Raw genomic sequence first — 17,653 nt, 5'->3', positions numbered from 1 at the left:
ATCGTGATTAAATCTTTTAGTATGAACTAAAATTGAACTTACTTCACCACAAACCGAGTCTGACTACAACCATCCTTCTGCTTCGTTACTTCTAATACAGCCGGCATTGCGTTTTTCAGCTCTTGAACGTGTGAAATGACACCGATAAATCGGCCTGATTTTTGTAAGTCAATTAAAGCGTCTACTGCTTTCGTTAATGATTCCTCATCTAATGAACCGAAACCTTCATCGATAAACATCGTTTCAATGGAAATACCACCTTCATACGCTTGAATGACGTCTGCCATTCCAAGCGCCAAGCAAAGCGATGCGTTAAACTTCTCACCGCCAGATAATGTTTTCACATCACGTGTTTGGCCGGTGTATGCATCGTACACATCTAAACCTAATCCACTTTGACGGTTTCTTTTTTCAACTCGCTCACTTCTTTTTAAATAAAATTGCCCATTTGATAATTTTCGTAATCGTTCGTTTGCAATTTGAACAATTTGTTCTAAATACTCAATTAAGATGTAACGCTCGAATGATATGCGACTTTCGTTATCGCCTTTCATTACTTCATATAAATCAACTAGTTCTTGGAAAGCTTTTTCTTCCTCATGAATTTGTTCATCAATACGTCTAATACTTTCATGTAAATCAGAAATATATGTTACAGCGTTTTGCGCACGTTGTCGTTTTTCTTTACTTATATCGAGATTGATTTCTAATTCTTTTATATGCTCACCTAACGATGTAATATCCATAAACTCTTTATCTTTTAATTCAGCATGTAACTCTTCAATTTGTTTTGCAAGTACTTCAAGAGATGAATAGTAACTTTGAATTTCTTTTTGTAACATCTCCATCTCAGCATCATTTAACTTAGCTTCTTTATACGTTAGCTGATCTATAAATCCCCTCTGCTCTAGTTCTTTCATAAAGCGCGCGAGAGTCTCTTCTTTCTTCAATTTTGCACTTTCAAATTGATTAGATGCACCTTCATGTTCTGCTTGAATACGTATATTTTCATTTTGCCAATGTTGATATGCTTCTTGCACTTTCTTCCATTCGTCTTCCATTAACCTAAGTTGTTGCATTGCTTGGTCAAACTGTGCTTTCCAAGCTTGTACTGTTTGTAAGTTATCTGGAATATTTTGCTTATCATGTTCATATGACGTACGAAGTTGCATGCACTCCATTTCTGTACGGTGCTGCAATGTTTCTACTTCACGCTTTTGTTTCTGAAGTTCATCTACTTTTTCTTCTACACTTTTTATATTCACAGCAATTTGCTTACGCGTTTCTTCGCTTTCTTTTAACGTATTAACTTCTGCCGCTAATTGTTTTCCTTTTTGAACGAGTGCACTATACGTTTCAACTAATTCATCTGAGTGATACCCTCGTTTCATGACTTCTTCGATCACCTGTTCATATTGTAGTCGATAGAAATTCCATTTCTCCTCTACTTGAACATGTAATTTTTCAGCAACATTTTTCTTGTCTCTTAAATCGTTTAACTCTTTTTCATCGATCGCATTACTTTGCTCTGTCGCTTTTTTCGGATGATTCGTACTACCACAAACTGGACAAGATTCACCATCATGTAAATGAAGTGCTAATATGCCTGCTTGTTCGCTTAGCCAGCGGCGTTCCATATTTTCATATGCACGAACTGCCTCTTGCATCTTAGTATATGCTGCTTCTTTTTCTTGCTCGAATTTTTGTTTCTCTTGCCAAACGTCATATGCTTGCTTTAAAACTTTTGCATCTTCTCGCATGTTCGTTAGTTCTTCTACTTTCGCTACATACTGCTCAAGTGCTTGTTCTAATTGCTGTAATTCACCAGACATTCTCTGTTTTTGATTTGTATGCTCTTCTAGTAGTTGATCGAGCTTTTGCATACTTTCTTTTAATTTTCCTAGTTGAATTTCAGCATTTTGTAAATTCAACTTTTTTTCAGCTAATGATGCAATAATTGATTGTAATTCTTCTAATCTTTGAACAAGTTTTTTAGCATCTTCTCGTTCAAGTTCTTTATTTTTTTCTACTTCGTATTTCTGCTGTGCAAGTGTAAAACTGGTTATTATATTCTCTTTTTTTACGATAATCTGCTTTAATAAACTTTCAGCCTTCTGTTCATTTTGCATTGCTTCCTCGTGCCATTGCTCAAATGGTAATAAATGCTTTGCTTGTTCCGCACGTCTAAAAGATGTTTCTTTCCTTTCAATGACTGCACGGTTTTCTTGTAAAGTGTTGTATCTTTCATTCTTTTGTTGTAAATCTGTAAATTTCTCATTTACAGATTTTGCTGCATGAAAACGTGTTTCAGCTTCTTTTAATTGCTTTGTTCGAGCATCTTGTTCTAGTTGTAATTGCGCAACCTCTGTCTTATATGCCGTTGTTTCTTGCTCTAACGCCTCTACTACTTGATGCGTATTTACATGTTCTTGTTCCACTAATGTCTCTAATAATGCTCCATCTCGAATTGGTAGTTTAAATACATTGCGGAAATGTAACTCTCGCTCTTTTTGTTTTTCTTGCAGAACGTCTTTCCATTGTTTTCGTTTTTGATCAAGTAATTCACGCATTAATTTATAACGATCTGTTTTAAAAATACGACGTAAAATCTCTTCTTTGTTTTCTGTCTCAGATGTTAATAGTTTTCGGAATTCTCCTTGTGGTAACATAACAATTTGACTAAATTGATGTTTACTTAACCCAATTAAATCTTCCACTTTTTTGTTTACATCTGTTACATGAAAACGATCAACAGCTGGAATTTTTTCTCCATCCATAACGTCATATAATTCTACTGCATGTCCTGTAATCGTCTTATTCCCTTGTTTTTTATGGCCAAGTTGCCGTTTTATTTCATAGCGCTTCCCTTTTAACTGAAAAGTTAGTTCTACACTTGTATAAACATCATCATCAGCAAACTGACTTCGAAGCATGCTCGTATCACTACGTTCTTCCCCACTAGCTTCACCATATAATACGTAACAAATCGCATCAAAAATCGTTGTTTTTCCAGCTCCCGTATTTCCAGAAATGGCGAAGATGCGATGCTCTCCAAGATCATCAAAATTGATTACTTCTGTCTGTTTATATGGCCCAAATGCTGTCATAATTAGCTGAATCGGTCTCATCCTCGTTCACCTTCCCGTTCTTGCACTGTTTGTAATACTTCTACAAATAGACGTTCTTTCTCTTCTGATAAATCTAAGCCTTTCATTTCTTTATAAAAAGCTTTTAAAAGAGATACATCATCCGTTTTATGTCTTGAAACAGTTACTTCATTTGACTCTGTGAACTCTCGCCTTTGAATAGACCTTTCAACATGCATTGCATTTGGATATACAGAGCGTATTTTTTCCATTGGCTGCAAAACAGGATTTTCATCTAATAGTTTTACAAACACGTAATCTTCACTTACCGGATGTTGTAATAATTCATCTATTATCGCTTCTACTGTTCGCATTTTACGACGTGGTGTAAGTAATCTTTTTTCAATTGTTGTTTCACCCTTTTCGTCCAGTTCCACGATATAATATCCTTTTTTATGTTTTTCTTCAGAAATAGAATATGCAAGTGGCGAACCTGAATATCGAATTGTCTCATTACGTACGAAATGCGCTTGATGTAAATGTCCAAGCGCTGTGTAATGAAATTTATCAAAATAATGACTATTTACGTATTCAGCACCACCAATTGAAAGCGGACGTTCTGCATCACTTGTATTCTCCTCCGCTTCTCCCGCAGAAGTTACAAATGCATGACCTACAAATACATGTCTTGCTTCTTTATCCATCGTTTCAGAAAGTTCATTCATAAAAATACGCATCGCATCATCATGAGATCGGACGTCTTCGTTTTTCAATACATGTCTAACTATGCTTGGATCCGCATAGGGAACTAGATGGAAGTGAACCTCGCCATATTCATCATTTAATACAATGGGTTCATATGGAAATTGAAATTGCCCCACAATAAATAATCCTTGTTTCTTCATTAAACTACTACCGAAATGTATACGATCTGGACTATCATGGTTTCCTGCAACTGCGATAACTGGTGTTTGTAAATCAATCACTATTTTTTGTAATACATCATTTAATAAGTCTACTGCTTCCGTAGGTGGAATTGCTCGGTCATATAAGTCCCCTGCAATAATTACGGCATCTGGTTTTTCTTCTTCAATAGCTTGTACAAACTGATCTAATACAATCTTTTGATCTTCAGTCATATACACGCCATGAACAAGCTTGCCTAAATGCCAATCCGCTGTATGAAATAACTTCATAATTTCCTTCTCCTTTTAATTTACTGAGTTTAGTGATACGAGTTGATAGTTTACTGTAGTTTTTCCGTTCTCCCACTCTAACTTTTGTATAATCGCACTACCAATTCTTTCTTCATTTGATTTATATAAAGGTAATATTTCTTGAACTGCAAATAAATGAAAACCATTCAAGTTTAATTGAAATATGTTTTCTTCCATATGTAATCTTACTTCTTTTTCATTTGAAACTATTTTTGTGTGCATCTCAAATTTCATAATAGATACAACCCCTTCTTATAATCTCTACATTTTAATAGTATAGTGGCTATGCAAGATTGACAAGTACATACACGGTAAAGTACACACTTTTCTGTTGCTATATGTTTTATGTTTTCATTAAAATTACGGTATGTGAAATTTAATGTTATGCAAAAATAAAAATGTCTAAATAGACATTTTTATTTTTGCATATAATCTTTCATTACATAATATAAAATCGTTATTAAAACGCTCGCTACGAAAAATGAAAAAACCACCACAATATACCCATCTTTATTTAATAGAAAACATAAGGAAATAGATACGATAAAAATCGGAAATACGAGACGAACTTTATCCTTTACTTCTTCTGTCGTATCTGTATGATGAAAAAACTGAGTAATCCCTATCATTAATGATGACAAGATAATAACCGACAATAATAAAGGTCCTGGCATTCCGATTTCTCCTTTCTCTATTTCTAATTCCATGTAAACACTCATTATCATTTAAACCATTCTGTTTTCAAGAAATTTTTTACATTTTACACATTTATAATAGCGCTTTTGCCATAATAATTTCAAATAATATCACTTACATTAATAATGTATTATTCATCTTCAACATTCAAAATCCTGCAAAGATAACTCGGCAAAATATGCGTTGAATAAAGTGAAGCATGAATTAATAGGTATGAACAAAACTCCCACTGCCTCTCGCTCGTACCTATCAAACTTTTAACAGCCATTCTCTTCTACCTAACTTTCTCGTATGCGTCGAATTTCAAGGTGTGGGCCTTCTTATCCACAAATAGCGGAATAAAATAACACTTACCGTCAACTTTAGACAGAATTTATACAGGACATTTCAATACGTATCAAGAATTAAGAATAAGAAGATATATAAGGGAGGATGAATCATGACTGAAAACGTTTTATTTTCTGTTAGTGAAAACGGCGTTGCATCAATTACTTTAAACCGCCCAAAAGCACTTAACTCTTTATCTTATGATATGTTACAACCAATTGGGCAAAAACTTAAAGAATGGGAGAACGATGAGCGCATTGCAATTATCGTATTAAAGGGAGCCGGAACGAAAGGTTTTTGCGCAGGCGGTGACATTAAAACTCTTTACGAAGCACGTTCAAACGAAGTTGCTTTACAGCATGCAGAACGTTTTTTTGAAGAAGAGTATGAAATTGATACATATATTTATCAATATAAAAAACCGATTATCGCTTGTTTAGATGGAATTGTAATGGGTGGTGGTGTCGGACTTACAAATGGTGCGAAGTATCGTATTGTGACGGAGCGCACAAAATGGGCGATGCCTGAGATGAACATCGGCTTCTTTCCAGACGTCGGCGCCGCATATTTCTTAAATAAAGCACCTGGATATACAGGATATTACGTTGCTTTAACAGCATCTATTTTAAAAGCTTCTGACGTATTATTTATTCATGCTGCTGATTACTTTATGACGTCTGATTCATTACCAGCTTTTCTAGCCGAACTTGACAACGTAAATTGGCATACTGAAGGTGTACATACTCATTTAAAAGCAGTTCTTCAAACCTTTACATCTACTCCTGACTTAGAAAGCAAACTTGCTGCTTCATTAGAGGAAATTAATACACACTTTGCCTTAGAAACGATTGAAGAAATTATCGACTCATTAGAAAAAGGAGATAGCGAATTCGCTTTACAAACGAAACAAATATTATTATCAAAATCTCCAATTTCATTAAAAGTAACTTTAAAACAACTATTAGATGGCAAAGGGAAATCTGTTGAAGAATGTTTCGCTACAGATCTTATACTTGCTAAAAATTTCATGAGACATGAAGATTTCTTCGAGGGCGTACGCTCCGTTGTCGTTGATAAAGACCAAAATCCGAATTATAAATATAAACAGGTAAGCGATGTTTCAGAAGACGACGTAAATCGTTTCTTTAACTTACTTAATGCCTAACAGTGAGGCTATATTTGTAGTGTATTCATCACTACGAATATAGCCTCTTCTTATTTAATATTTTTTAACAAAATTTAATTTTATTAAATTAAATTTTGTGCTACACTAATTTTAATCAAATATTCTAAAAATAAAGAAGGAGGACGAATATGATAGAAAATTATCTTCTTTTCATCATTATGTCTATTTGTCTAATCATTTTACCTGGACCTGATACAGCGATGGCTACGAAAAACACATTAGTTGCTGGTAAAATGGGCGGTGTTAAAACAGTATTCGGTACATGTGTTGCACTTTTGATTCATACTTTAGCTGCTGTAATTGGTCTTTCCGCACTTATTGTAAAGTCAGCTCTTTTATTTTCTATTTTCAAATATGTTGGGGCCCTTTATTTAATCTATATTGGTATTAAAGCCCTATTAGCAGTGAAAAACAAAGAAGGTGTAAATACAAATGATGTATCTATAAATAATGATAAAGAACATACTTCTTGTTTTCGCCAAGGGTTTCTTACGAATTTATTAAACCCTAAAATTGCAGTCTTCTTTTTAACTTTTTTACCACAATTTTTAAATCCAAGTCATAATACATTTATTCAGCTTCTCGTAATGGGTCTTACTTATCTCGTTTTAACAATCATTTGGTTTGCCTTTTATATATTTTTAATTGATAAAATTAGTGCTTTTATGAAGAAACCGAAGACGCAACGTTATATTCAAGGCTTAACAGGAATCGTCTTAATTGGTTTTGGTATTAAACTAGCTTTTGAAAAAAATAATTAACAAGACGAAAACCACCACTATTAATAGTGGTGGTTTTCATTTAACAACTGATTTGGCTGTTCACTCTATATTAAAACCAGCGCTCCGTTACAACCTTTTTACGTGTATAGAATTGAACACCATCTGTACCATTTGTACCTAAATCACCAAAGAAGGAAGCTTTATTTCCTGCAAATGCGAAGAATGCCATTGGTGCTGGAACGTTTACGTTTACACCGATCATACCAGCATCGATATTATCACGGAACGTTTGTGCATGTTTACCATTTGAAGTGTAAATAACCGCGCCATTTGCAAATTTAGATTGATTTGTTAATTTAATACCTTCTTCTAAATCTTTCACTCTCACAATACTTAATACTGGAGCGAAAATTTCATCTTGCCAAATTTTCATTTCTTGGTTTACGCCATCAAAGATTGTTGCTCCAACGAAGTAACCTTCTCCAACTTCTTCATTAATTTTACGACCATCTACTAATAAAGTTGCTCCATCTCCTACACCGCTATTAATATAGCCTAAAACACGCTCTTTATGCGATTCACGGATTAATGGTCCAACGTAATTATCTTCGTTGAAACCGTCACCTACTTTTAGTTTTTTCGTCTCTGCTACTAGTACGTCGATAAATTCATCAGCAATTTCATCTACTACTGCTACTACTGAACATGCCATGCAGCGCTCTCCACTACTTGCGAAGGCAGATCCAATTACACCTTGTACCGTTTTTTCAAGATTGCAATCTGGCATTACAATCGCATGGTTTTTCGCACCTGCTAACGCTTGTACACGTTTTCCATGTTTCGTACCTGTTTCATATACGTAACGAGCTACCGGCTCAGAACCAACGAACGAAACAGCTTGAATATCTTTATTTTCTAAAATGCTATTTACAACATCTTTTCCGCCTTGTACTAAATTTAATACCCCTTTTGGAAAACCAGCTTCATAGAATAACTCTACAAGTCGCTCTGCTAAAAGTGGCGTTCTCTCAGATGTTTTTAATACGAACGTATTACCGCAAGCAATTGCAAGTGGGAACATCCATAATGGAATCATCATTGGGAAGTTAAACGGTGTAATACCCGCAACAACTCCAATTGGATAGCGCCAGATCGATCCATCAATTCCGCTTGCGATATTAGGAAGAGCTTGTCCCATCATTAAATTTGGAGCTGATGTTGCAAGTTCTACCGCTTCAATACCACGTTGTACTTCACCTGTTGCATCTGTTAGCGTTTTACCATTTTCTAACGTAATGATTTTTGCAAGCTCATCTTTATTTTCTTGTAATAGCTGTAAATATTTATATAGATTTCTTGAACGATTCGGAACAGGTACTTTAGACCATGTTTCAAATGCCGCTTTTGCCGCTTCAACAGCCTTTTCAACGTCTTCTTTTGGAGAAAGTGGAACGTAAGCAATGATTTTTCCAGTCGCTGGATTCGGAACCGCTTCTACTTCTGTACCAGTAGATTCTACCCACTCGCCATTAATATGATTTTTTACTCGTTTAATTTCAGTTGTAATCATTGTATTCTCTCCTTTTTATGATTTATTTTTGATTAGAAATTAATTGTTCGCTAACTTTCTTATATAAAGCAGCCATATCGTTTTCACCATATCCTGCCTCACTCGCTTCTTCATATACATTTAATAACATTTCACTTACAGGTAAGTGAAGTTCACTTTCCTTAGCTAAATCAACTGCAAAGCCTAAATCTTTTTTTAATAGATTTACAGTAAATCCTGGCTCATAGTTTTCTGCTGCAATGAAACTTTTATAATTGCGCTCATAAATTCTACTTTGACCGTAACTTACATTTAAAATATCAAACATTTTATCTAAATCCATATTACTCTTTTTCGCTAATGTTAAAGCTTCACTCACACCAGCTGTATAGAAACCAATTAATAGATTGTTAATTAATTTAACAGTCGTACCACTATCAATTTGCTCGCTTACGTGGAAAATATTTGCTCCTAACACTTCCATGATAGATTCAGTTTTATCATATACGTCTTTTGATCCACCTACCATAAACGTTAATGTACGATTTTCTGCACCAATTACCCCACCGCTAACTGGTGCGGCTAAAAAGTCTACTTTCTTTTCTTTCGCCGACTCCTCTAACTGTTTGTTTAATTGTGGAGATACAGTACTTGTATCAATTAATACGACATTCGAGTGGCTATTTTCAAATAATCCTTCTTCCCCAAAATATACTGCTTCAACAGCACGAGGTGAAGGTAAACTTGTAAAAATCACATCGCATGTCTCTGCTAATTTTGAGATTGATAAGCCGATAATTCCTCCTTCTTTTTCAAAGGAAGCTTCAGCCTCTTTATTTAAGTCCACACCATATACTGTGTAACTTGATTTAACTAAATTTTTAGACATCGGAAGGCCCATGTTACCTAAACCGATAAAACCAATCTTTTTCATATCGCTTTCCTCCTATTTACACAATATATTTCCCACGATTTATAATAGCTTTCGCAATTTCTCTCTTTTTCGTAAATACGTTCGTGTATAAAGGCACTAATAATTGACGGATTTCAGCTAACATTACGTGTCTATCTTGTTCTTCTGTGACAGCCGCTGAAAGTATAGAAATCGCCGCTTCTTCTACTTTACGATAGCCTTCCTCACAAATAACATCCGTTATCATTTGTTTTGTACGCTCTTTTTCTTCACCATTTTTATTAATTGCTTTACTCGTACGTAAAAATGCTGATTCCATGACGTACACGTCCGCCAACATATTTGATACTACACGTGAATATTCTTGCTCTTGATCAATTTTTAATCCTGGAGTTTTAGAGAGCGTTTTCAAAGATTGTTTCAACAATTTTTTCGCTAATAAAATGTAACGATGGTTTCTTTCTACAGTTGCTATATCAATTTCTACTTCAGTAGCTTCTATTTGTTCGATTTGCTTCATTAACATTTTGGCAACTGTTAATCTATTAATTTCATTTGTTCCTTCAAAAATACGACTAATTCTAGCATCACGATATAATCGTTCTACTTCGTATTCTTGCATATAACCGTAACCGCCATGAATTTGTACAGCTTCATCTACGATATAAGCAAGTATTTCAGAAGCGTTCACTTTATTCAGTGCACATTCAATTGCAAATTGGGACATTTTTTTCATAAGGTCCTCATCACTCTCATGAATTGCGTCATCAATTACACCTGCTGTACGATAAGCTGCACTTTCTGCTCCATATGTTGTAATGATCATATTTGCAATTTTCTCTTGTATCATCGTAAAGTCTACTAATTCCGTTTGGAACTGTTTTCGCTCTTTTCCATATTGAACTGACAAACCAATTGCTTGTTTTGCTGTTCCAATATTTCCAAAAGCAAGTTTTAGTCTAGCAAAGTTAAGAATATTAAGGGCTACGTGATGCCCTTTCCCAACTTCCCCTAACACATTTTCAGCAGGGATAACTACATCTTCTAAAATAAGCGTCGCTGTTGAAGAACCTTTAATCCCCATTTTCTTTTCTTCTAATCCAATAGATACACCTTCACATGTTCTTTCGACAATAAACGCTGTCATTCCTTTATTTGTCTTCGCAAAAACAACGTATACATCTGCCATATGAGCATTTGTAATCCACTGCTTCTCACCATTCAACTTCCAAGCTGTACCCTCTTCATTCAAAATTGCGCTTGTTTTTGCACTTAATGCATCAGAACCAGCATTTGGCTCAGTTAGAGCATAAGCCCCAATCCATTCTCCCGATGCGATTTTTGGTAAATATTTTTCTTTCTGTTCTTTCGTTCCGTAATATATGTAAGGCAATGTACCGACACCAGCGTGTATATTAAAAGAAACGCTAAATGCACCAGCGTAACCCATCTTCTCTGCTACAAGACCTGAGACAGCCTTTCCTAACTCGAACCCGCCATAATCTTCTGGTACCTCAATGCCTAATAATCCAAGTTCCCCAGCTTTCTCAAATAATTGACGAGAAACTTTATAGTTATGTTTTTCAATGTTTTCAATTTGTGGAACAATTTCCTGTTTAACGAATTGTTCTGTCGTTTTTGCGATTAAGTCTTCATCCCCTGAAAAATCTTCTGGTGTAAAGAAAGTATTGTTCACATCTTTATTGATTGAAAAAAATTCATCCCAAGGTAACTTCGTTTTCTCCATCTGAATCCCCCTATCATTTCGACCTTCATTGCTTTTTGCGTATGCTCGTCTACGATGAGTGGAATATCTTATTATTGAAAACAAAAGGCGATGAATTTTCACATCAAGCAGTTCATTTTGCCAAAGATGTATTCTCATCGCCCTAGTTGTTTTATCTATTGATCTTCTGATAATACTGTTTTTGCAATCCCAGTATCTAATTCTTCAAAGTCATGATATGAAATTGTCTCATATAGCTCGCTTCTCGTTTGCATATTTGAAAGTGCATCTTTTTGAGAACCAGTCTCTTTAATTAGCGTGAATACATTCTCATATGCTTTTGCAGCAACTCGAAGCGACGTTACTGGATAAATCACCATTTGGAAGCCCATATTCGCAAATTCCTCAGCACTATAATATGGTGTTTTCCCAAACTCAGTCATATTTGCTAGTAAAGGTGCATTCACTTTGCTAGTAAATAAACGGAATTCTTCTTCCGATTGAAGCGCTTCTGGGAAAATTGCGTCTGCACCTGCTTTAACATATGCATTCGCTCTTTCAATCGCAGCATCTAGTCCTTCTACACCGCGAGCATCTGTGCGTGCAACAATATATAAGCTTGGCGCAACTTCTTTAATCGCTTTAATTTTTTGAACTAATTCTTCTGTCGTAACAAGTTTCTTACCATTTAAATGTCCACATTTCTTCGGTAATTGTTGATCTTCAATTTGAACAGCCGCTACTTTTGCCTCTACCATTTCTACAGCTGTTCTCGCTACGTTTAGTACTCCACCAAATCCTGTATCAATATCAACAAGAACTGGTAAATCTGTAGCTCTAACTAGATCTCTTGCTCTTTCAGCTACTTCAGTAGATGTCACGATACCTAAATCTGGCAGACCTTTACTTGCAGTGTAAGCAGCTCCCGATAAATAAAGAGCTGAAAAACCTGTATTTTTTGCAACAAGAGCGGCCATTGCATCATGAGCACCTGGAATTTGCAAAATTTCATTTGCTTCTACTAAAGCTCGGAAGCCATTCGCAAGCTCCTCTTGTGTTGACTGTTTATTCACAACCCAAGCCATTCTAAATTCCCCCTATTATTAAATTAAGAATAGATCTACAAATTCGTTTACATTCATATTTTCTAGTTTTTCTTCATTTAAACAAACTTCATGAATTTGTTCTTGTTGCTTACTAGAATAATGACCTGCCATATTTGCAGTGAATTTTTGAACAACTTTTGGAATCGCTTCGTCTCTACGGAAACGGTGACCAAGTGGGTATTCACATTCCACGTTTTCTGTTACAGTACCATCTTTAAAATGAACTTGAACAGCGTTGGCGATTGAGCGCTTGTTCGGGTCAAGATAATCTAAACTGTACTGTTTGTTTTCAACAACAACCATCTTATTACGTAATTCATCTACACGTGGATCATTTGCTACTACATCCTCATAATCGTCCGCTACGATATCTCCTTTTAATAAACCAATTGCCGTAATGTATTGTAAACAATGATCACGATCAGCTGGGTTATTTAATGGACCTTCTTTATCGATAATACGAATTGCTGATTCATGAGTTGTAATTGTAATACGATCAATTTCATCTAATCTTTCTTTAATTTCCGGATGTAATTTCACTGCACATTCTGCAGCTGTTTGTGCATGGAATTCTGCTGGATATGATACTTTAAATAATACATTTTCCATTACATAAGACTCTAGTGGTCTAGCTAATTTTAATTCTTGTTTGTTAAATAATACATCTTGGAATCCCCATCCTGGCGCAGATAATGCTGTTGGATAACCCATTTCACCTTTTAGAGCAGTCATTGCAAGATGAACACCGCGACTCGTCGCATCACCTGCTGCCCATGATTTACGTGATCCAGTATTTGGAGCATGTCGATATGTACGAAGACTAGAGTTATCAATCCACGCATGTGATAATGCATTAAAGATTTCTTCACGTGTTCCACCAAGCATTTTCGCAACTACTGCAGTTGTTGCTACTTTTACATATAATACGTGGTCAAGACCAACGCGGTTTAAGCTGTTTTCTAAAGCAAGTACACCTTGAATTTCATGTGCTTTAATCATCATTTCTAGCACTTCATGTACTTTTAATGGTTCTTTTCCTTCTGAAATACGAACACGGCTAATATAATCTGCAACTGCTAAAATTCCGCCTAAGTTATCAGATGGATGTCCCCATTCTGCTGCAAGCCAAGTATCGTTATAGTCTAACCAACGGATCATACATCCAATATTGAATGCACCTTTTACTGGATCTAGTACATAAGACGTTCCTGGTACACGTGTACCGTTTGGCACAACCGTTCCTGGTACAACTGGACCTAATAATTTCGTACACTCTGGATATTGCAGTGCTAAAATTCCGCATCCAAGTGTATCTAATAATACGTAGCGAGCAGTACTAAATGCTTCTGCACTAGTAACCTCTTTATTTAATACATAATCCGTAATTTCTTCTAATAATGCATCTTTTTGTTTAATTTCATTTGTTTTAATCATGCTATTCTTCCCTTTCTGTCGAAAATTCGTTATTATTAATGATGGGTGTCTGTCAAACACCCATCTGGCGGGCGGCGCTAACAACTCCCCAGTTGTTCTTATTTACTAAGTACATGTCGCTCGCCAACATAATTTACACGTGGACGGAACAAGCGATTATTTGCATGTTGCTCAATAACGTGCGCACATAGTCCTACTGTTCTAGAGCTAAAGAAGATTGGTGTGTACAGTTGAATTGGGATACCAAGCATCCAATATACAGGTGCTGCATAATAATCAAGATTCGGATAAATGCCTTTTTCCTTCTCCATGATTTTCTCTCCAGCTTCACACATTTCATATAGTGTATAATCACCTTTTACATCACATAGCTGTTTTAAAGCTTCCTTCATCATAAGTGCTCTTGGATCCATTTTCTTCATATAAACACGGTGTCCAAAGCCCATAATTTTTTCTTTGTTATATAGTTTTTTCTGTAATAACTCTTCAAACTTCTCAACATTGCCAGCCTCTAAAAGCATGTACATAACAGCTTCATTCGCACCGCCGTGTAAGCTTCCCTTTAAAGATGCAACCGCACCAGTTAGAGCACCGTATAAATCTGATTGTGTTGACGCAATTACACGCGCTGTAAATGTAGAGTTTGGCATTTCATGTTCACTATATAAAACAAGGGAACGATCAAAGATCTTCTCCTCAAGTTCAGTCGGTTTCTTACCAGTTAACATATAGAAGAAATTCGCACTATATGACAATTCCTGAAGAGGCTCAATTGGCTCCTCATTATTTAAAATATGATAGCTATTTGCTACAATATTTGGTACTTTACTTAAAAGCTTATAACCTCGATCTTTGTTTACTTCTAACGAGCGATTTTCAATATCATTATCATAACCAGCTAATGCAGACACACCTGTACGCAAGCCATCCATAGGATGCGTTTCTTTAGGCAACGCCTTTAGAACGTTGAATACCCCTTCTGGCACTGCATATTCTTCTTTTAATTTCTTTTCAAGTGTTTCTTTTTCATCCTCATTCGGTAGATGTTCTTCTAATAAAAGGTGCACAATGTCTAAATACTCTTTTGTTTTTGAGAGTTCGATTAAATCATACCCTTGAATTACAATTTCACCTTTTACTGTGTCAAGAAACGAGATTTTCGTCTCCGCTGCTACTACACCATCTAATCCCGGGGAAAATTTTTCTTCAGCTTTCATTATTATTTCCTCCAATCCTAATAGATCTTCGTGCACATAACTGTAAGCCTTTACAATACTTTAGAACTACATTTCTATTTCAATGTATCAGAGTTTTTAGAAGATTTCAATTTATTTTATAATGATAAGTTTCCTATACTTTTATTGATGTAACAATACAATTTTTTGAAAATAATTTTCATATTTTTCAAAGAAAGGACAGACTTCTTTACATTTCTTTTTAAAACAAAATATAGAGATAAACCATATAATCCCATCAAACATATCTTTTTTCCGAATTTTATTACAAAATAGAAAAAACGAGTTGCACACATGTACAGCTCGTTTCTATATGATATTTATTTCACTATCCTCTAAATATAATTCTTATATAAAACTTATTCATTTTTAATAAAGTTATTATTTTACATAATTAAATTAAATTTCTTCTGTTTCTTTATGATAACTTACAACTAAATCATAGTTTTGAAAGTACCAAAGATCATCAAAATCTACAAAAATAGAATACCATCTTTCTTCACTGACACTATTTCCCCATCTGGTTTCTCAGAAACAATCCCTAAAGAATATCCGGGCTGAATTGAACTGTTTCCACCATATCTTATGACAAATCGAATACATTCATTGCGATTGATTCATAATTCTTCTTTAAACCATTTTACAGCTTCGTTTTCAACGATAATATTCAATTTTATCCCTCTCGGCTTAATTCTTTTTCACTTAACTTTTGTCTTACAAACATACCAAAAACAAGTAAAGCTATTACAGCTGAAACAGAGCTTGCTGTAAATAAAATACGATAGCCAAAAATTTGTGACACAAATCCAAGTAAAATTGCACCTAATCCGATACCTAAATCAAATGCTGTAAAAAACGAAGCGTTAGCAACTCCTCTTTTACTAGGATCAACAATTGTAAGCATCGCCGCTTGTAAAGCTGGCTGTGCTGAGCCAAATCCCACACCGTATAATGTCGCTGCAATAATGATGCCCGTCAAACCATTTGCCATCGTTAATACAACTATAGCTAAAATAGTAATACATAGTGCTGGAAGTATGATGAATACTTCTCCATATTTATCTAATAATTTACCTGAAATCGGTCTTACAATTGTTAATGCAATTGCATATACAAGAAAGAACATCCCAGGATTCACATTAATTGAAGAAGCGAATAACGGTAAAAACGTTGTAATGCCACCATATGCAAATGATAAAAAGAAAACAACAACCGTAATTGATAAAACGGATTTTTCAAATAGTTGAATTTTCCCTTTTTCCTTTTGTGGCGTGAATGACATTTTCGTTATTAACGATAATATAACTGCCATGAAAGATAAAAGAGTTGCTAAAAGGAATAGACCATGAAATGAATAATATTGTACTACCCATAATCCAATCATCGGTCCGATTGCCATTGCAATTGTCATAGCCATCCCGTACCAGCCCATACCTTCTCCACGGCGTGAATCTGGAATAATATCAGTTATCGCAGTTCCAACAGCTGTTGTAGAAACGGCCCATGTCACTCCGTGAATAACGCGTAAAACTGCTAAAAGGACTATAGTCGATGCTAAATTATAGGAATACATCGTTAGCCCAAAAAGGATGAGTCCGAAAATAATAAAAGACCTTCTACCATATTGATCTAACATACCTCCAATAATCGGTCGTATTACAACAGCAGCTATTGTAAACATTCCCATCATCAATCCAACTTGTGATTCATTTCCACCAATCTCTTTAATGAATAGAGGAAGCGTTGGAACAAGTAAATAAAACCCTGTAAATAAAAATAACATCGCGAAAGACATTTGAATAAATGACTTCGTCCATAATCGTTCCATAAAAACACCCCATAAACACGTGAAATTTACGATTAACACTCCCATTGTACATTTTCTCTGTCTCTTTTCCCTCAGCAAAAAGACGTATCTTTTCATATTAAATAGTCCACTCTCAGCATTGATTGGTCGTACGACTTTGTACGTATGCTTTAACCGAAAGTCCTATGTATTTGTACCTTTATACGTGTTAAGAGAATATACTATTTTATTATCTCAACTTAGGAGTGATTATTTTTATGTGGGTATTATCAAGAGTAACTGCCGTGGTTCCTTCAACTCCCGGAATACATGTGCCCGCCGTCCATACAGCTAGCTCTGATGTTGGCATTGAACTTCCCGCAACTTGGCAACAATATCAAGTTCCCGGTCAAGTTACTCCCTCATTTTGGCATCACGGTACACACCCAAGTAGCACTACCTTTTATAACCCCAGTTATGTTCCATTACCCCCGACTCAAGTCTTTTATCATTTTCCATCCATTTATTTTCAAAATTTCTATGGTACGTTTAACATTTAAATAGCATCATTGCATAGCTCCTATATTTACTTCCAATCCCTTTTCAACATAAAAAAGTCGAATTCCTTATGTAAGAAATTCGACCTTTTTAATTGCTTTTTATTAACTTT

Annotated in this window: 14 protein-coding genes and 1 pseudogene; 3 read left to right on the top strand and 12 right to left on the bottom strand. The window is 35.2% G+C overall.

What is annotated here, in order from left to right:
- Positions 1 to 38 precede the first annotated feature (38 nt).
- The 4 genes from JDS81_RS13060 to JDS81_RS13045 all read right to left on the bottom strand — a co-directional run bounded on the left by JDS81_RS13060 (position 39) and on the right by JDS81_RS13045 (position 4,977).
- Complete coding sequence (locus JDS81_RS13060; RefSeq protein ID WP_097953443.1) at positions 39 to 3,128, bottom strand: AAA family ATPase; 3,090 nt, start codon at positions 3,126 to 3,128, stop codon at positions 39 to 41.
- A complete protein-coding gene (locus JDS81_RS13055; protein ID WP_097953444.1) occupies positions 3,125 to 4,282 on the bottom strand; it encodes an exonuclease SbcCD subunit D in 1,158 nt (385 codons plus the stop codon). The genes JDS81_RS13060 and JDS81_RS13055 overlap by 4 nt, the downstream gene beginning before the upstream one ends.
- A 15-nt stretch (positions 4,283 to 4,297) precedes the next feature.
- Positions 4,298 to 4,537, bottom strand: a complete 240-nt coding sequence (locus tag JDS81_RS13050; RefSeq protein WP_097881199.1) for a DUF2584 family protein — start codon at positions 4,535 to 4,537, stop codon at positions 4,298 to 4,300.
- Positions 4,538 to 4,719: 182 nt separating this feature from the next.
- The gene (locus tag JDS81_RS13045; RefSeq protein ID WP_002093761.1) at positions 4,720 to 4,977 is read right to left on the bottom strand and encodes a hypothetical protein; all 258 of its coding nucleotides are present in this window, start codon (positions 4,975 to 4,977) and stop codon (positions 4,720 to 4,722) included.
- 461 nt (positions 4,978 to 5,438) lie between these two features.
- On the opposite strand from JDS81_RS13045, the gene JDS81_RS13040 reads away from it, so the two are divergent.
- The gene (locus JDS81_RS13040; RefSeq protein ID WP_097881196.1) at positions 5,439 to 6,491 is read left to right on the top strand and encodes an enoyl-CoA hydratase/isomerase family protein; all 1,053 of its coding nucleotides are present in this window, start codon (positions 5,439 to 5,441) and stop codon (positions 6,489 to 6,491) included.
- Positions 6,492 to 6,640: 149 nt separating this feature from the next.
- The gene (locus tag JDS81_RS13035; protein ID WP_000572350.1) at positions 6,641 to 7,273 is read left to right on the top strand and encodes a LysE family translocator; all 633 of its coding nucleotides are present in this window, start codon (positions 6,641 to 6,643) and stop codon (positions 7,271 to 7,273) included.
- Between the two features lie 70 nt (positions 7,274 to 7,343).
- On the opposite strand, the gene JDS81_RS13030 is transcribed toward JDS81_RS13035, so the two are convergent.
- From JDS81_RS13030 to JDS81_RS12995, 8 genes and pseudogenes are all read right to left on the bottom strand, one after another.
- Positions 7,344 to 8,804: a CoA-acylating methylmalonate-semialdehyde dehydrogenase gene (locus tag JDS81_RS13030; protein WP_097953445.1), complete on the bottom strand. Its 1,461-nt coding sequence runs from the start codon at positions 8,802 to 8,804 to the stop codon at positions 7,344 to 7,346.
- A 22-nt stretch (positions 8,805 to 8,826) separates the two neighbouring features.
- Positions 8,827 to 9,717 carry an NAD(P)-dependent oxidoreductase gene (locus tag JDS81_RS13025; protein ID WP_000719423.1) on the bottom strand — a complete coding sequence of 297 codons (891 nt, stop codon included), beginning with the start codon at positions 9,715 to 9,717 and terminating at the stop codon, positions 8,827 to 8,829.
- A 16-nt stretch (positions 9,718 to 9,733) separates the two neighbouring features.
- The gene (locus JDS81_RS13020) at positions 9,734 to 11,443 is read right to left on the bottom strand and encodes an acyl-CoA dehydrogenase family protein (RefSeq protein ID WP_097953446.1); all 1,710 of its coding nucleotides are present in this window, start codon (positions 11,441 to 11,443) and stop codon (positions 9,734 to 9,736) included.
- 155 nt (positions 11,444 to 11,598) lie between these two features.
- On the bottom strand, positions 11,599 to 12,507 hold the full coding sequence (gene prpB, locus JDS81_RS13015) for a methylisocitrate lyase (protein ID WP_000312644.1): 909 nt from the start codon (positions 12,505 to 12,507) through the stop codon (positions 11,599 to 11,601).
- 18 nt (positions 12,508 to 12,525) lie between these two features.
- Positions 12,526 to 13,962 carry a 2-methylcitrate dehydratase gene (prpD, locus tag JDS81_RS13010; RefSeq protein ID WP_097953447.1) on the bottom strand — a complete coding sequence of 479 codons (1,437 nt, stop codon included), beginning with the start codon at positions 13,960 to 13,962 and terminating at the stop codon, positions 12,526 to 12,528.
- Between the two features lie 98 nt (positions 13,963 to 14,060).
- Positions 14,061 to 15,179, bottom strand: a complete 1,119-nt coding sequence (gene mmgD / locus JDS81_RS13005) for a citrate synthase (RefSeq protein ID WP_000642649.1) — start codon at positions 15,177 to 15,179, stop codon at positions 14,061 to 14,063.
- 417 nt (positions 15,180 to 15,596) lie between these two features.
- Positions 15,597 to 15,814, bottom strand: a pseudogene (locus tag JDS81_RS13000) (HesB/YadR/YfhF family protein).
- Positions 15,815 to 15,870: 56 nt separating this feature from the next.
- A complete protein-coding gene (locus JDS81_RS12995; RefSeq protein WP_000440643.1) occupies positions 15,871 to 17,025 on the bottom strand; it encodes an MFS transporter in 1,155 nt (384 codons plus the stop codon).
- Between the two features lie 236 nt (positions 17,026 to 17,261).
- Here JDS81_RS12995 and JDS81_RS12990 point away from each other — a divergent pair, with 236 nt between their 5' ends.
- Positions 17,262 to 17,543 (top strand): hypothetical protein, encoded by a 282-nt coding sequence (locus JDS81_RS12990; protein WP_000270098.1) that lies wholly within the window; start codon positions 17,262 to 17,264, stop codon positions 17,541 to 17,543.
- The last annotated feature ends 110 nt before the right edge of the window (positions 17,544 to 17,653 follow it).

It is taken from the genome of Bacillus cereus group sp. N31 (assembly GCF_016483245.1).
GTDB lineage: Bacteria > Bacillota > Bacilli > Bacillales > Bacillaceae_G > Bacillus_A > Bacillus_A toyonensis.
This window is presented reverse-complemented; position numbering and strand designations above follow the sequence as displayed.

Excerpts from the sequence above, each read along its gene's own strand:
- mmgD (WP_000642649.1), bottom strand. The coding sequence starts at position 15,179 with ATGAAAGCTGAAGAAAAATTTTCCCCGGGATTAGATGGTGTAGTAGCA.
- JDS81_RS13035 (WP_000572350.1), top strand. The coding sequence starts at position 6,641 with ATGATAGAAAATTATCTTCTTTTCATCATTATGTCTATTTGTCTAATC.
- JDS81_RS13055 (WP_097953444.1), bottom strand. The coding sequence starts at position 4,282 with ATGAAGTTATTTCATACAGCGGATTGGCATTTAGGCAAGCTTGTTCAT.
- JDS81_RS12990 (WP_000270098.1), top strand. The coding sequence starts at position 17,262 with ATGTGGGTATTATCAAGAGTAACTGCCGTGGTTCCTTCAACTCCCGGA.
- JDS81_RS13060 (WP_097953443.1), bottom strand. The coding sequence starts at position 3,128 with ATGAGACCGATTCAGCTAATTATGACAGCATTTGGGCCATATAAACAG.
- JDS81_RS13040 (WP_097881196.1), top strand. The coding sequence starts at position 5,439 with ATGACTGAAAACGTTTTATTTTCTGTTAGTGAAAACGGCGTTGCATCA.
- JDS81_RS13045 (WP_002093761.1), bottom strand. The coding sequence starts at position 4,977 with ATGCCAGGACCTTTATTATTGTCGGTTATTATCTTGTCATCATTAATG.
- prpB (WP_000312644.1), bottom strand. The coding sequence starts at position 12,507 with ATGGCTTGGGTTGTGAATAAACAGTCAACACAAGAGGAGCTTGCGAAT.
- JDS81_RS13025 (WP_000719423.1), bottom strand. The coding sequence starts at position 9,717 with ATGAAAAAGATTGGTTTTATCGGTTTAGGTAACATGGGCCTTCCGATG.
- prpD (WP_097953447.1), bottom strand. The coding sequence starts at position 13,962 with ATGATTAAAACAAATGAAATTAAACAAAAAGATGCATTATTAGAAGAA.
- JDS81_RS13030 (WP_097953445.1), bottom strand. The coding sequence starts at position 8,804 with ATGATTACAACTGAAATTAAACGAGTAAAAAATCATATTAATGGCGAG.
- JDS81_RS13020 (WP_097953446.1), bottom strand. The coding sequence starts at position 11,443 with ATGGAGAAAACGAAGTTACCTTGGGATGAATTTTTTTCAATCAATAAA.
- JDS81_RS12995 (WP_000440643.1), bottom strand. The coding sequence starts at position 17,025 with ATGGAACGATTATGGACGAAGTCATTTATTCAAATGTCTTTCGCGATG.
- JDS81_RS13050 (WP_097881199.1), bottom strand. The coding sequence starts at position 4,537 with ATGAAATTTGAGATGCACACAAAAATAGTTTCAAATGAAAAAGAAGTA.